The organism is Azospirillum oleiclasticum (assembly GCF_013423485.1).
Classification (GTDB): Bacteria; Pseudomonadota; Alphaproteobacteria; order Azospirillales; family Azospirillaceae; genus Azospirillum; species Azospirillum oleiclasticum.
On sequence record NZ_JABFFR010000052.1, the window covers coordinates 1 to 13,724 of the forward strand.

Sequence of the window (13,724 nt, forward strand, 5' to 3'; positions counted from 1 at the left end):
TGACCGTGCACAGGGGCGATGGGTGGCCATCGAACCCCGGCCATGGCAGGACGATCTCCTTGCGCCCGCCGGCGCGATCGCAGCCACGCTCGAAGGCCTGGTCGGCGCCGACGGCACCGCCGCTGCGCAGAACCCAGCCCAGCCGCGCCAGGCGCTCACCGACCGCCGCCATCACCTCCAGGACCGCGGGCGGCGTCTCCCGCGACCCGATGCCGGCGTAGTGCATCACGCGCCCCTTGTTCAGCGCCGGCTGGATCGGGATGCCGGTGCGCAGCACAAACAGGATGCCGGTCAGCACGGCGGGATCAGCGGTTCGATGAACGCCCACAAGCCAGCGGGTACAAGGAGGGCTGCCATACACCTCCCAATACCTAAGTCTCGGTTTCGTTGCGCGATCTAAGAAAGTTTATAGTATATTCCAGCGCTTTTTTTCATACGGACGCCGAACGATGACGACGATATGGGGAACTTCCGGCAACGACGTGTTGACGGGTGATGTCGGCGATGACGACGTCCATGGCTTGGACGGGAACGATACGCTGGACGGTGGCGCGGGTGCCGACACGCTGATCGGTGGTTCCGGTGACGATACCTATCTCGTCGATGACGCGGGCGACGTGGTGACCGAACAGTCGGGGGAGGGGACCGATACGGTGCTTACCGATCTGGCCGCCTACGCCCTGGGTTCGGACGTCGAAAACCTCACCTACACCGGTTCTGGCGACTTCGTCGGTACCGGCAACGAGTTGGACAACGTCCTTACCGGCGCTTCGGGGAACGACACGCTGGATGGCGGCACGGGCGCGGATTCCCTGATCGGCGGCGCGGGCGACGACACCTATGTCGTCGATGACGCGGGCGATTTGGTGGTCGAGAACGCTAGCGAAGGCACCGACACGGTGCTGGCCGATCTGGGAACGTACACCCTGGGATCGAACCTGGAGAACCTCACCTACACCGGCTCGGGCGACTTCGCCGGAACCGGCAACGGGCTCGGCAACGTGCTGAACGGCGGTTCGGGCGCCGATACGCTGGACGGCGGCGCCGGTGCCGACACGCTGATCGGCGGCGCCGGGAACGACAGCTACGTCGTGGACGACGCGGGCGACGTGGTGACCGAACAGTCGGGCGAAGGCGCCGACACGGTGCTGACCGATCTGGCCACCTACACCCTGCCGGATAACGCGGAGAAGCTGACCTATACCGGTTCGGCCGATTTCGCGGGTACCGGCAACGGCTCGGCCAACACCCTGACCGGCGGTGCCGGTTCCGACACCCTGACCGGCCTGGGCGGCAACGACTGGCTGGACGGCGGCGCGGGCGCGGATTCCCTGATCGGCGGCACCGGCAACGACACCTACGTCGTGGATGACGCGGGCGACGTGGTCATCGAGAACGCGGGCGAAGGCACCGACACCGTACGCACCTCGCTGAACACGTACACCGCGCCCGACAACGTCGAGAACGTGGTGTTCACCGGCTCGGGCGACTTCGCCGTCACCGGCAACGACCAGAACAACTCCCTGACCGGCGGAAGCGGCCAGGACACGCTGATCGGGCTGGCGGGGAACGACACGCTGAACGGCGGATCAGGCGCCGATTTGATGATCGGCGGCACCGGTAACGACACCTACACCGTGGACGCCGTCGGCGACGTGGTCTCCGAACTTCCCGGAGCGGGCACCGACACGGTCAGAACCGGCCTGGGAAGCTACACCCTGGGCGACGACGTCGAGAACCTGACCCATACCGGCTCCAGCCCCTTCACCGGCACCGGCAACGAACTGGACAACTCCCTGACCGGCGGTTCGGGCGTCGATACCCTGTTCGGGTTGGACGGGAACGACACGCTGAACGGCGGATCGGGCGCGGATTCCCTGATCGGCGGAACCGGCGACGACACGTACATCGTCGACAACGCGGGCGATGTGGTGACCGAGAACGCGGGCGAGGGTACCGATACGGTGAAGAGTGGCGTTTCGTACGCGCTGCCGGAGAACGTGGAGAACCTGATCCTCACCGGTTCGAACGACATCGACGGCTCCGGCAACGGGCTGGACAACACCATCACCGGCAACGGCGGCGGCAACGTCCTGGACGGCGGCATCGGCGCGGACACGCTGATCGGCGGCGCGGGCGACGACACGTACATCGTGGATGACGCGGGCGACGTCGTGACGGAGAACGCGGGCCAGGGCGTGGACGAGGTGCGGACCGGCCTGTCGTCCTACACGCTGCCGGACAACGTGGAGAAGCTGACCTACACCGGCACGGGCGACTTCGCCGGAACCGGCAACGGATTGGACAACGTGCTGAACGGGGCGGGCGGGAACGACACCCTGTCGGGCGGCGACGGCGACGACACCCTGGCCGGTGGCGCCGGGGCGGACGTGCTGGACGGCGGGGCCGGTTCGGACACCGCGGATTATTCCACCTCCGGCCAGGCGGTCGCGGTCGATCTGGGCGCGAGCACCGCTTCGGGCGGCGACGCGGCCGGGGATACGCTGACGAGCATCGAGAATCTGACCGGCTCGGCGTACGACGATTCGCTGACCGGCGACGGCGGCGACAACGTGCTGATCGGCGGGGCCGGGGCCGACACCCTGACCGGCGGCGGTGGCACCGACACCGCCAGCTACGCCCCCTCCACATCCGGGGTGGTGGTCGATCTGGCGAGCGGCGCGGGCACGGCCGGGGACGCGGCGGGCGACGTGTTGTCGGGGATCGAGAACCTGACCGGCGGTTCGGGCGATGACGTCCTCCGGGGCGACGGCGGCGCCAACCTGCTGGACGGCGGCGCCGGGAACGACACGCTGGAGGGTCGGGGCGGCGGCGACACGCTGATCGGCGGCTCGGGCACCGACACCGCCGTGTTGTCGGGGAACGTGGCCGATTATCTCGCCACCGATGACGGCGGCACCTGGACCTTCACCGATCTGGCGGGCCGACGGGACCGACACGCTGATCGGGATGGAGCGGGTGCAGTTCGCCGACCGGCTGATCTTCCTGGACGGCACCAACAACGCGCCCATCGTGTCGGAGAACCTGTCCGAGGCCACCGACGAGGACGCGGCGCCCCTGGCGATCGACCTACTCCAGGGAGCCTGGGACTTCGACGGTGACGCGGTTTCCGTGACCGGCCTGACCCAGACCGCCGGTTGGAACGTGACCGCGACGCTGGTGGATGGCGTCCTGACCATCGATCCCGGCCAGTTGAACGCCCTGGCGCTGGGCGAGAGCGAAACCCTGGTCTTCACCTACGGCGTCACCGACGGCACCGACGCCACGACGCGTACGCTGAGCGTGACGGTGGAGGGGCGCAACGACGCCCCCACCGTGGCGGCGGCCCTGAGCGCGAGCACCGACGAGGACGCCGCGCCGCTGGTGGTGAACCTGTTGCAGGGAGCGAGCGACGCGGACCTGTCGGACACGCTTTCGGTGACGGGCCTGACCCAGACCGGCGGGATGGGTGTCGACGTGACGTTGGTGGGCGGCGTGCTGAGCCTCGACACCGACCAACTGACCGGATTGGCGGTGGGCGAAAGCGCGGTGCTGACCTTCGCCTACGACATCACCGACGGCATCGCCTCGACGGCGCAGACCGTGACCATCACCGTCGAGGGAAGAAACGACGCGCCGACGGCGGGGGATGACGTTGTCGATGGCGGAACCGGCGGAACGGCTCTCATCACGTTGGCCCACCTGCTGGCCAATGATTCCGATCCCGACACCAGCGATGCGTTGTCCATCACCGGAGTGTCCAACGCCACCGACGGAACCATCGCCTTCGATTCCAACGGCGCCGTCCTGTTCACGCCCACCACCGGTTTCATCGGCGACGCGGGCTTCGACTACACCATTTCCGACGGCAACGGCGGCACCGACACCGCGCACGTCACGGTCGCCGTCGACGGCGCGGCTTCCGCCTTCACGTCGTTGGTCGCGGAGGACGAGGTACGGGACGCCGGGGTGAGCGGCTTGGCCCAGCATCTGGACCAGGGTTACGTGGCGACGCTGAACGATGGCGGCTACGTGAAGGTATGGTGGACCGAGGACGGGAACAACTCGGACGTCTACGCGCGGCGCTACGACGTCGATGGCACCGCCGTGGGGGCGGCGTTCCGGGTCAACACCACCACGGCGCTCAATCAAAGCGTTCCGTCCGTCGCGGCCCTGGCCGATGGCGGGTTCCTGATCAGCTGGGCGTCGATGAACGGCAGCTGGGTGAACGGCGATCTCAATCCTGGGAAGATCTATCAGCAACGCTACGCCGCCGACGGAACGATGGTTGGCGGAGAAACCCAGGTCAGCACCAACACCACCTCACCCAAGAACCATCCCTCCACCGCCGCATTGGCGGATGGCGGCTGGGTCACCACCTGGGCCTCGTTCGGCGTCGATCAGACCGGCACCTGGGGCATATACCGACAGCGCTACGCCGCCAATGGGGTGAAGGTGGGGGACGAAAAGCGGACCAACACCACCATGGCGGGGTCGCAACTCAATCCTCAGGCGATCGCGTTGGAGTCCGGCGGCTTCGTGATCGCGTGGAATTCGAACGACGGGCAGGATGGTTCGGGCTCCGGCGTCTATTTTCAACAGTACGACGCCAATGGCGCCGGGGTTGGAAGCGAAACACCGGCCAACGTCACGACGGCCGGAAACCAGGGCGTCGGCTCCATCGCGTCGCTGAGCGATGGTGGGTTCGTGGTCACCTGGTCGGGTGATGGTGGTCAGGATGGCAACGGGTACGGCGTCTTCGGCAAGGTCTACAACAGCAACGGCTCCGCCCGTACCGGGGAGTTCCAGCTCAACCAGCTGAGCACCGACGGTCAGCTCCATCCCGCCGTTGCCGGCTTGACGGATGGCTCTTTCGTCGTCCTGTGGCGTTCCTTCGACGATGTCACCGGAGAGCAGGTGATCATGGGGCGCCGCTACGAGGCCGACGGCGACGCCATCGGTGGCGAGTTCCAGGTCAGCGACGACAGCTATCCGGTACCGGGCATCACGCGAAGCCATCCGTCGGTGGCCGCCCGCGCCGATGGCGGATTCGTCGCCTATTGGCAGGACCCCACCACCGGAGACACCGCCTACGTCACCAAGGTGTTCGCGGCGAGCGACGAGGCGCCGGTCATCCTGGCGCGGGACGTGGTGACGATCGTCGGCGGAACGGCCGCCATCACCACGCTGTTCGATCCGTCACATCTTCAAGGCGACCAATGGGTCGGTGGCGCCTTGCAGCAGATTTCGCTGTACGAGTTCTCCGACCAGACCGCCGTTTCCGCAAGTGGTCATCTCGTACTGGATGGCGCGGCCGTTTCGGCGGAGACCACCATCACGGTAACGGCGGACGAGTTGGACCGTCTGGTCTGGCGGGCTGGCGAAGGTGTCGGGACGGACACGGTGATGGTTCGCGGATACGACGGTGAGCGGTGGAGCGATTGGGTGGAGGTCTCCGCCGCGACGGTCGCGGCCGCAAGCGCCCTGACCGCGGGTACCGAGATGGCCGATGCCGGGGTGAACGGCGTGGCCCAGGTTCTCGACCACGGATCGGTCACCACCCTGGCCGACGGCGGTTACGTCAAGGTCTGGTGGACGGCGGACGACAACACCTCCGACGTCTACGCGCGCCGTTACGATGCCGCGGGAACGGCGATGGGTGACGCCTTCAAGGTGAACACCGCGAGCGCGTTCAACCAGGACGCCCCCACCGTCGCCGCACTGGCCGATGGCGGATTCGTCATCAGCTGGGGTTCCATGGACGGCAGTTGGACCTACAACAACAACACCGGCCACATCTTCCAACAACGCTACGACGGTGCCGGTGTCGCGATCGGGGGGGAAACCCGGGTCAGTTCCAACGCCACCTCGCCCAAGAACCACCCGTCCACCGTCGGCTTGGCGGACGGTGGTTGGATCACCGTGTGGCAATCCTTCGGTGTCGATCAAGCGAGCACCTGGGGGGTCTACCGTCAGCGCTACGACGCCGACGGAACCAAGGTGGGAGGGGAGGCACGGGTCAACACCACCTCCGCTGGCTCTCAAGGTGACGTGAAGGTGATTTCGCTGACCGACGGCGGTTTCGTGGTGCAGTGGGATTCGGTCAACGGCCAGGACGGGTCGGGCTCCGGCATATACGTTCAGCGCTACGACGCCGACGGCGGCGCGGTCGGAGGTGAAACCCGGATCAACGTCACCACGGCGGGGGATCAAAGCGTCGGTTCCCTCGCGGCGCTGAGCGATGGCGGATATATCGTGACGTGGTCCGACGGTAGCGGTCACGATGGTGACGGTACCGGAGTCTACGGGCGGGTGATCGGCGCCGACGGTCTGGCCCGTACCGGCGAAATCCAGATCAATCAGACGACCACCGGGGACCAGAAGCATCCGGCGGTCACCCAGTTGACCGACGGTTCGATTATGGTTCTGTGGAGTTCCATCGATCCCTCCACCGACGTCGAGGTCATCAAGGGGCGCCGCTTCGATGGTGACGGAGCGGCGTTGGCGGACGAATTCCAGGTCAGCGACGGCAGCCATACGACGCCGGGGATCACGCGCAGCCATCCCTCCATCTCCGCGCGGGCGGATGGCGGTTTCGTCGCCTATTGGCAGGAGCCCACGGCCACCGACACGGTCTTCATCACCAAGGTGTTCAGCCCCGATGGAACGATGGAGGGCACCTACCTGGGGACCGACGGCTCCGACGTGCTGTTCGGCTCTTCAGGTACGGACACGTTGACCGGTGGTCTCGGGGCGGACGTGTTCCACTTCGAAACCCCCGATGTCGGCCTCGACACCATCACCGACTTCCAGAGCGGCATGGACGTCATCGAGGTGGTGTCGGCCAACTTCGGCGGTTTCGCCGCCGGGCCGTTGGACGCGAGCCGCTTCGCGCTCAACGCGGCTGCGGATGCCGACACCCGCTTCATCTTCGACACCACCACCAAGGTGTTGTCCTACGACGCGGACGGCACCGGGGCCGGGGCGGCGGTGGGGCTCGCCTCCCTGAACGTCTCGACCTTGTCCAACACGAACATCTTCGTCGTGTCCTGACGATCCGGAATCGATCGGGCGGCGGCTTTGGAGGGAACCCCGCCCGGTCTCTCGCGGGTATCTTCCATTCGAAAATTCATTGGTCATGACTTCGGGAGGCGGTGATGGCGTTCGGCGAGGTCCAGCATCGCCGCGCTGACCGTGCACAGGGGCGATGGGTGGCCATCGAGCCCCGGCCATGGCAGGAAGATTTCCTTGCGCCCGCCGGCGCGATCACAGCCGCGCCCGAAGGCCTGGTCGGCGCCGACAGCGCCACCGCTGCGCAGCACCCAGCCCAGCTGCGCCAACCGCTCACCGACCGCCGCCATCACCTCCAGGACCGCGGGCGGCGTCTCCCGGGACCCGATGCGGGTGTAGTAGACGCCGCACAGGATGACGCCGTGGACCTGTGCGCCGAGTGTACCGTGATCGCGCCACGACTGTGCCAAGCGTGCCATCGGCGGGTGGGGGGACCGCCCTGCCTTGTGCGCAGCCCGGACATGGTGTGGACGGCAGGGTGGCCGGGCCGCCGGCCACGGTCAAGCCGGGTGTTGCTATGCCGGACCTGCCCCGCAACGCTCCCTCAATTGTCGTTCAAGCCGTCGGGCGCCCTGGTGCCGAGCCGCAGCGCCCACGACGTCTTCAACGCAGCGATTTCGTCGCGGTGCAGGTCCGGCGAGACGCGCTGGAGGACCGCGAAGACGACCGTGCTCGGGTCCCGGCCGAGCAGCCGCCGGTTGCCGCCTGACCGGGCCCCACCAAAGCCGCATACGGTCGGCCAGCGTGCCCGCCCCCTCCCGGGGCGCTTTGGGGGATGGGCGGGACAGCTGGACATACCCCTCCCGGCACCTTTGGTCAGGGCTTCCTGCCGGTCCGCCGCGGCGCGATCACAGCGCCGATCCGGGCGCGTGATGTCCGTCCCACCCCGCTGTCCTCGGCGAAGTCGCGCCAGCGGTCCACCGCGCCGCGCACCTGGTCGATGATGCCGATGGCGTCGGCCGGCGGAATGGAGAACTCCGCCGCCATCGCCCGCAGATGCCGCTCGCCGGGAGTTCGCCCTTCGCCCATGATGGCGGTGGAATGCTCGCCTCCGGGTCCGTCCGCATAGGTCAGGTCGTAGGCGGGAGCCAAGGACCAGCCGCCCGTCCGGTCCATCAGATAGGCGAACTGGCGACCATGGTCATCCCGGTTCTGAGCGAACACGTTGAAAGCGGCGCGCCGGAACATCTCGACCACCTGCCGGTGATCCTTGGTGAGATGGAAGGTGAGGGTCATCAGCGTCTTGTAGTCCAGGCTCGGCTGTCGGAAGTCGGCGTGGAGGTGCCCGCAGGCGGAGTGGAGGTGCAGCCGGCCGGCCGGACCGACACGGTCGAACCGCTGCGCTCCGAAGTAGGCGGGCGTCTTCGGGGTTCCGCTGGGCAGGAGACGGGTGGGCGGCAGGGTCACGCCAGCGGCACGCGCCATCCGGGCATACGCCTGCTCGATCGGACCGATGTCCGCCGGGTCCTCCTTGCCGCGGAACTTCACCAGCCAATGCGACCAGCCCTCCGGCGCCACCAGGGCGCCATGGATCAGGTCGCCGCTCTGATCGTCGCGGCAAACAACCGCCTTCGGCCGCGCCCCGCCGGGCGAGCCGCCCACCCGCAGCAAGGTGGGGAAGAGCGCCTCCGGCGCCCCCTTGAGCACCTGACGGCTCTGTGCGGCGATCCGGTCGAGATCGATGGCGCCGGTGTCCACGGGCGCCTCGGTCTCCGGCCGGTAGACCAGGGCCCCCATCGCCCACTCCCCCATGCAGGCCAGCATGTCGAGGGGGGTGAGCGACAGGGGATCGATCTTGCCGGCAGCGGCCCGGCGATGAATCAGCAACCGCCCCCATCCGTCGGGCAGGCTGTCGTCGAACACGCCGTGGAGGCCGGAGAACGGCGCGTCCGGCCCTTGCAGAACGCCTTGGCGCGGGGTCCGCAGAAACCAGGACAGGACCCGCCCCGAGGCGAGAAAGGCATCGTCGAATTCGACATAGGTTTTTCCGTCGCGGGTGGCGAGGCGGCCGACGGGTTCCTCGTCGCCCTCTCCCCAACGCAGCGAGACCCCCAGAACGCCGACGTGCCTCATGGGACCACCGTCCGGCGCTTGCCCCGCTGGCGCTTCGGCCGGTCGATCACTTCGTCGAGGCTGCGGAACTCCGGTTCCGGGAACAGCGAGCCGAACCCCTCGACCGCGTCGAGCACGACGGCGACGCGGATCAGCGCATCGAACGCCAGTTTGCCGCTGGCCTCGAACCGCCGCAGCGTCCAGATGTTGACCCCGCTGCGGTCGGCGACATCCTGCTGGGTGAGGCCAAGGGCGACCCGGCGGGCACGGGCGCGCGCGGCCACGGTCCGCGCCACATCCCCAGGGGCCATGAGGCTGAGTGGCATCATGGTACAACTTATCCCAAGAACTCCGCTATAAGTTGGATTATGATCCAACCTTCTGTTGGAAACAAGACAGACTCCGCTCAAACCTGTCTTCGGCGGAGTGTGCCAACCGCACGTCCTGGAGTGCCGCTGTGTCGGCCGTGTGCCATTGTGGCCAGCATCCCCAGGGGTGGCCAGCGCCGACCTTGACCGGCTCACCGACGCCTATGGCCTGCCCAACCGCTGGCCCACATCGACATGGCCACGGGCAGCCGCGGAACGCGCGCTTCAGAGCCGCATGGGCGTCTACAGCCAGCGTCCGTTGTCGCCGCTGCCAGAAATCAACGGCCTGATCACCCTGGTCAGCGAGGAAGGGCCGAACCAGCGGATCAACGCCGCGTGCAAGACCTTCGCGCTGCGGATCCTCGAACGGATGGGACTGAACCTGTTCACCTTCCGAGCAACCGCATAGCACCGCAACGGTTTAACATCATAACGTTGCAACGCCACAGAGCCGTGCGTTGGACTTTGGACTTTACCGATGAACCACCCGATTCGCAGGACCGGGCGATCGGGCAGGGCGCACCAGCCGCCGTTATCCACAGCGGCGGTTTGGACTGTACCGATGAGATTCTTGGACTGTACCGATGCGAATCGGGGTTATCCCCTGGACTTTACCGATAGAGCAAGTAGTAGGAAACAAATAGCTTTCAAATAGTCCTCATCGGTAGAGTCCAAATGGACAACCCAAGCTGTCGAGGCTAGGCTATTCGCCGAATAGTGGGGAATGGTCAATGTCCAGCGTGCACCACCTCGTCCGCACCCATGGCCGCGATGAAGCGCGACGGCTGGTCGGTCCTGATCGCGCTGCCGTTGTCGATGTAGCCGCCCGAATGCTGGAAGACACCAGCACAGGTCTGGCTGTCACCTATTCCGGATTCTGCCTGACGGCACTTCCACACCGGAAGCTGGCCGACGGTGAGAAGTGGGTGCGCGAGGGCGCCCGCGTGTCCCTGCTGGTCGAGCCGGGGGAACTGCCCGTACGCGGCAAGCTGACACGGTTCGGCGTGCCCTACGGCAGCCGGGCGCGCCTGATCCTGCTCTACCTTCAGACACAGGCGATCCGCCAGGACAGCCCGGTGGTCGAGCTGGGGCGGTCCATGAACGACTGGCTGGCCCGCATGGACATCCCGGTCGGGGGGAAAACCTACGCCGACGTGCGCCATCAGGCGTCCTGCATCAGCGCCTGCCACCTCACCTTCTTCTGGCAGGACGATCGCGGCGCCGACGCGTGGCGGAAAGACAGCATCGTCACCGGCGGCATCCACCTGTCGGCCGCCGGCAATCCCGATCAGGGCAACCTGTGGGACGACCAGGTGGAGCTGTCGCAAACCTTCTTCCGCGAGCTGAAGCGGCACCCGGTGCCGGTCCACGAGGCCGCGATCAAGGCAATCAGCGGGAAGAGCATGGCGCTCGACGTCTACATCTGGCTGGCGTACCGCCTGCACGTGCTGACGAAGGCAACGCCGATCACCTGGGCCGCGCTGCACGCGCAGTTCGGCGCCGGCTACAAGCACCTTTTCCAGTTCAAGCCAGGGTTCCGCCAAGCGCTGGATCTGGCCCTGGCCGTCTACCCCGACGCGCTGGTCGACGTGCAGGATGAAGGGGTGCTTCTCCACCCGTCGCGGCCGCCGATCCCGGAACGGGACATCGGCCGCATCGCCGGCCAATGATCATCGGTAGAGTCCAAACCTCCGGCGGACATCGCCAAAGTCCAAACCGCCTGACCTGTGAGCCGGTCCCCGTCTCCCGGACAGTTTGGCGGCTGGTATAAGCCTGGTTCAGGTCTCCATCACGCCGCCAAGTCGATGCCGTCCGGGATGCCCTCGTGGGCCTCGTCCGGCGTCCTGCCGCCGAGCGCCGAATGCGGGCGGTCGGCGTTGTCGTCCTCCTTCCAAGCGGCCAGGGCGGCCCACCGCCTGACGGCGACGATGGAACGAACCACGCTGGTTGTTCGGCGCCGGTGCCCGACGCCACTCACACCATGGCCCATACCGGCCGATGTCCCAACAACGTTCCGCCACCAGACAGCCCAATGGCTAGCGCAGCCGTGACGGGTCGATCACCAGGAAGTACTCGCAAGGCTCGGTGCCGGTGTTGGTGAACGAGTGCGCCGCGTCGGCCTCGAAGTACAGGCTATCGCCCATCTCCAGCACGGCGGTCTGACTGCCGATCACCGCGCGCAGACGTCCCTTCAGCACGAAGATGTACTCGGACACCCCCGGGCGGTGGGCCGTGAACTCCCCCGTCGCCGCACCCGGCGGCAGCGTGTTCAGCACCCAGTCGATGCCGCGGCCGGGCAGCACCGGCGAGATGCAGCGGCGCAGGAAGCCCGACGCCTCGTCGCGCAGCACCGGCTGGCGGCTCGCCGGGATCACGATCATCTCGCGCTCGCTGGTCGCCGCCACCAGCCGGGAGAAGGTCACCCCCAGCGCCTCGGCCAGGCGGGACAGCACCGCCGCCGACGGCACCGCCTCGGCGCGCTCCACCTTGGAGATCATGGAACGGCTGACGCCGGATCTTGCGGAGAGGTCCTGCAGCGACAGGCTTTGCTCGCGCCGCAAGCGGCGGATCTCCTCCGCGATGTGGGCCTTGGCGTCGTCCTGAAGGGGGCTGCTCATCGGGTCGGTCTTCGGGTCCATCCTATGCCGCATCCGCGTGCATGTGCATGCGAATGCGGCGCAGTTTCCAATCCGCGGCTTTGCGGCGTTGGCGGATCAACGCTCCGCCAGCCCACCGGGACCGTTCACCCTTGTGGACGCATGTCCAGGGATTTTCAACAGCTTCGCCGACGACGCAGCCACTGCCCGGCGCTGCCGCGCGCCTCTGGCACGCAGCTTGCGTCCACTATGGTGATAATTTTGTCCACTGTAGTGGAGGGCGGGGCGATGACGAATGAAGCGGCAACATGGAACGCGGACGCAGTCCCGGAGCGCCACGAGGTGTCATCCTCGGACCGGAAGCAGATCATCTGGTCGAGCCTGATCGGCTCGACCGTCGAATGGTACGACTTTCTCATCTACGGCACCGCCAGCGCGCTGGTGTTCGGGAAGCTGTTCTTTCCCACCGCCGATCCGCTGGTCGGCACCATCGCGGCGTTCGGCTCCTACGCCGTCGGGTTCCTCGCCCGGCCGCTGGGCGGCCTGATCTTCGGGCACTACGGCGACAAGCTGGGCCGCAAGGCGATGCTCGCGCTGACCATGATCATCATGGGGCTCGGCACCTTCCTGATCGGCTGCCTGCCGACCTACGGCCAGATCGGCATCTGGGCCCCCATCCTTCTGGTGCTGCTGCGGCTGGTGCAGGGCATCGGCATCGGCGGCGAGTGGGGCGGCGCGGTGCTGATGGTGGTGGAGAGCGTGCCCGCCAGGCGGCGAGGCTTCTTCGGCACCATCGTGCAACTCGGCTACCCGTTGGGCGTCATCAGCTCGGTCGGCGCCTTCGCCCTGGCATCGTCGCTGCCGGAGGCGGACTTCCTGGCCTGGGGCTGGCGCCTGCCGTTCCTGGCGAGCGCCATCCTGGTGGTGATCGGCCTGTTCGTCCGTCTGCGCCTGCACGAGACGCCGGCGTTCGAGAAGGTGAAGCGGCAAGCGGCGGTGGCCCGGCTGCCGGTGGCGGAGATCCTGACCAGGCACCCGAAGACCTTCCTCAAGGCGGTCGGGCTGAAGCTGTCGGAGATCGCCTATGTCAGCATCGTCACGGTGTTCTCGATCTCCTACGTCACCGGGCAGCTCGGCCTTGGCCGCAGCGTGATCCTGAACGGCATCCTGATCGCCGCCTTCATCGAGCTGTTCACGCTGCCGCTGTTCGGCGTGCTGTCCGACCGCTTCGGCCGCAAGGCCCTGTACATCGCCGCCTGCCTGTTCTCGATCGGCTTCGCCTTCCCCCTGTTCTGGCTGCTCGACACCCGCGACCCGTTCATCATCTCGATGACGGTCGCCATCGCGGTCAGCTTCGGCCAGGGCATCATGTTCGGCATCAGCGCCGCCTGGATGCCCGAGCTGTTCAACGCGCGGCTGCGCTACAGCGGCGCCTCGCTGGGGTTCCAGGTCGGGGCGGCGATCAGCGGCGGCTTCACCCCGCTGATCGCCACCGCCCTGCTGGGCTGGAGCGCCGGCGCCACCTGGCCGATCTCGGTCTACCTGATCACGCTGGCCTGCGTGACGCTGGCGACCACCCTGGTCACTCCCGAGACCGCGGGCAAGGACATCGACTGACGCAGGGCAGACCGTCGCC

Annotated in this window: 10 protein-coding genes and 1 pseudogene; 5 read left to right on the forward strand and 6 right to left on the reverse strand. The window is 67.3% G+C overall.

Going from position 1 to position 13,724, the window contains the following annotated elements:
• Positions 1-298, reverse strand: a 298-nt coding sequence (locus HL658_RS33325) for a hypothetical protein (RefSeq protein ID WP_211109915.1), incomplete at its 3' end; no start/stop codon positions are given.
• A 151-nt stretch (positions 299-449) separates the two neighbouring features.
• Here HL658_RS33325 and HL658_RS37505 point away from each other — a divergent pair.
• The gene (locus HL658_RS37505) at positions 450-3,122 is read left to right on the forward strand and encodes a beta strand repeat-containing protein (protein ID WP_180286609.1); all 2,673 of its coding nucleotides are present in this window, start codon (positions 450-452) and stop codon (positions 3,120-3,122) included.
• Positions 3,034-7,053, forward strand: a complete 4,020-nt coding sequence (locus HL658_RS33335) for a cadherin-like domain-containing protein (RefSeq protein WP_180286610.1) — start codon at positions 3,034-3,036, stop codon at positions 7,051-7,053. Before HL658_RS37505 ends, HL658_RS33335 begins: the two co-directional genes overlap by 89 nt.
• A gap of 83 nt (positions 7,054-7,136) precedes the next feature.
• Here HL658_RS33335 and HL658_RS33340 read toward each other — a convergent pair whose 3' ends face one another.
• From HL658_RS33340 to HL658_RS33350, 3 genes are all read right to left on the reverse strand, one after another.
• Positions 7,137-7,481, reverse strand: a complete 345-nt coding sequence (locus tag HL658_RS33340; RefSeq protein ID WP_180286611.1) for an SLOG cluster 4 domain-containing protein — start codon at positions 7,479-7,481, stop codon at positions 7,137-7,139.
• 406 nt (positions 7,482-7,887) lie between these two features.
• Positions 7,888-9,144, reverse strand: coding sequence for a type II toxin-antitoxin system HipA family toxin (locus HL658_RS33345; RefSeq protein WP_180286612.1), 1,257 nt, complete (start codon positions 9,142-9,144; stop codon positions 7,888-7,890).
• A complete protein-coding gene (locus HL658_RS33350) occupies positions 9,141-9,452 on the reverse strand; it encodes a helix-turn-helix domain-containing protein (protein ID WP_180286613.1) in 312 nt (103 codons plus the stop codon). The genes HL658_RS33345 and HL658_RS33350 overlap by 4 nt, the downstream gene beginning before the upstream one ends.
• Positions 9,453-9,618: 166 nt before the next feature.
• Here HL658_RS33350 and HL658_RS33355 point away from each other — a divergent pair, with 166 nt between their 5' ends.
• Both HL658_RS33355 and HL658_RS33360 read left to right on the forward strand, forming a co-directional pair.
• Positions 9,619-9,900: a hypothetical protein gene (locus tag HL658_RS33355; protein ID WP_180286614.1), complete on the forward strand. Its 282-nt coding sequence runs from the start codon at positions 9,619-9,621 to the stop codon at positions 9,898-9,900.
• Between the two features lie 421 nt (positions 9,901-10,321).
• Positions 10,322-11,161, forward strand: a complete 840-nt coding sequence (locus tag HL658_RS33360) for a replication protein RepA (RefSeq protein ID WP_343055411.1) — start codon at positions 10,322-10,324, stop codon at positions 11,159-11,161.
• Positions 11,162-11,280: 119 nt separating this feature from the next.
• Here HL658_RS33360 and HL658_RS33365 read toward each other — a convergent pair.
• Positions 11,281-11,400: pseudogene (locus HL658_RS33365) on the reverse strand (integrase core domain-containing protein); the annotation flags it as partial.
• Positions 11,401-11,527: 127 nt separating this feature from the next.
• On the reverse strand, positions 11,528-12,109 hold the full coding sequence (locus HL658_RS33370) for a helix-turn-helix domain-containing protein (RefSeq protein WP_211109916.1): 582 nt from the start codon (positions 12,107-12,109) through the stop codon (positions 11,528-11,530).
• A gap of 321 nt (positions 12,110-12,430) precedes the next feature.
• On the opposite strand from HL658_RS33370, the gene HL658_RS33375 reads away from it, so the two are divergent.
• Positions 12,431-13,705 (forward strand): MFS transporter, encoded by a 1,275-nt coding sequence (locus HL658_RS33375; RefSeq protein ID WP_343055412.1) that lies wholly within the window; start codon positions 12,431-12,433, stop codon positions 13,703-13,705.
• The last annotated feature ends 19 nt before the right edge of the window (positions 13,706-13,724 follow it).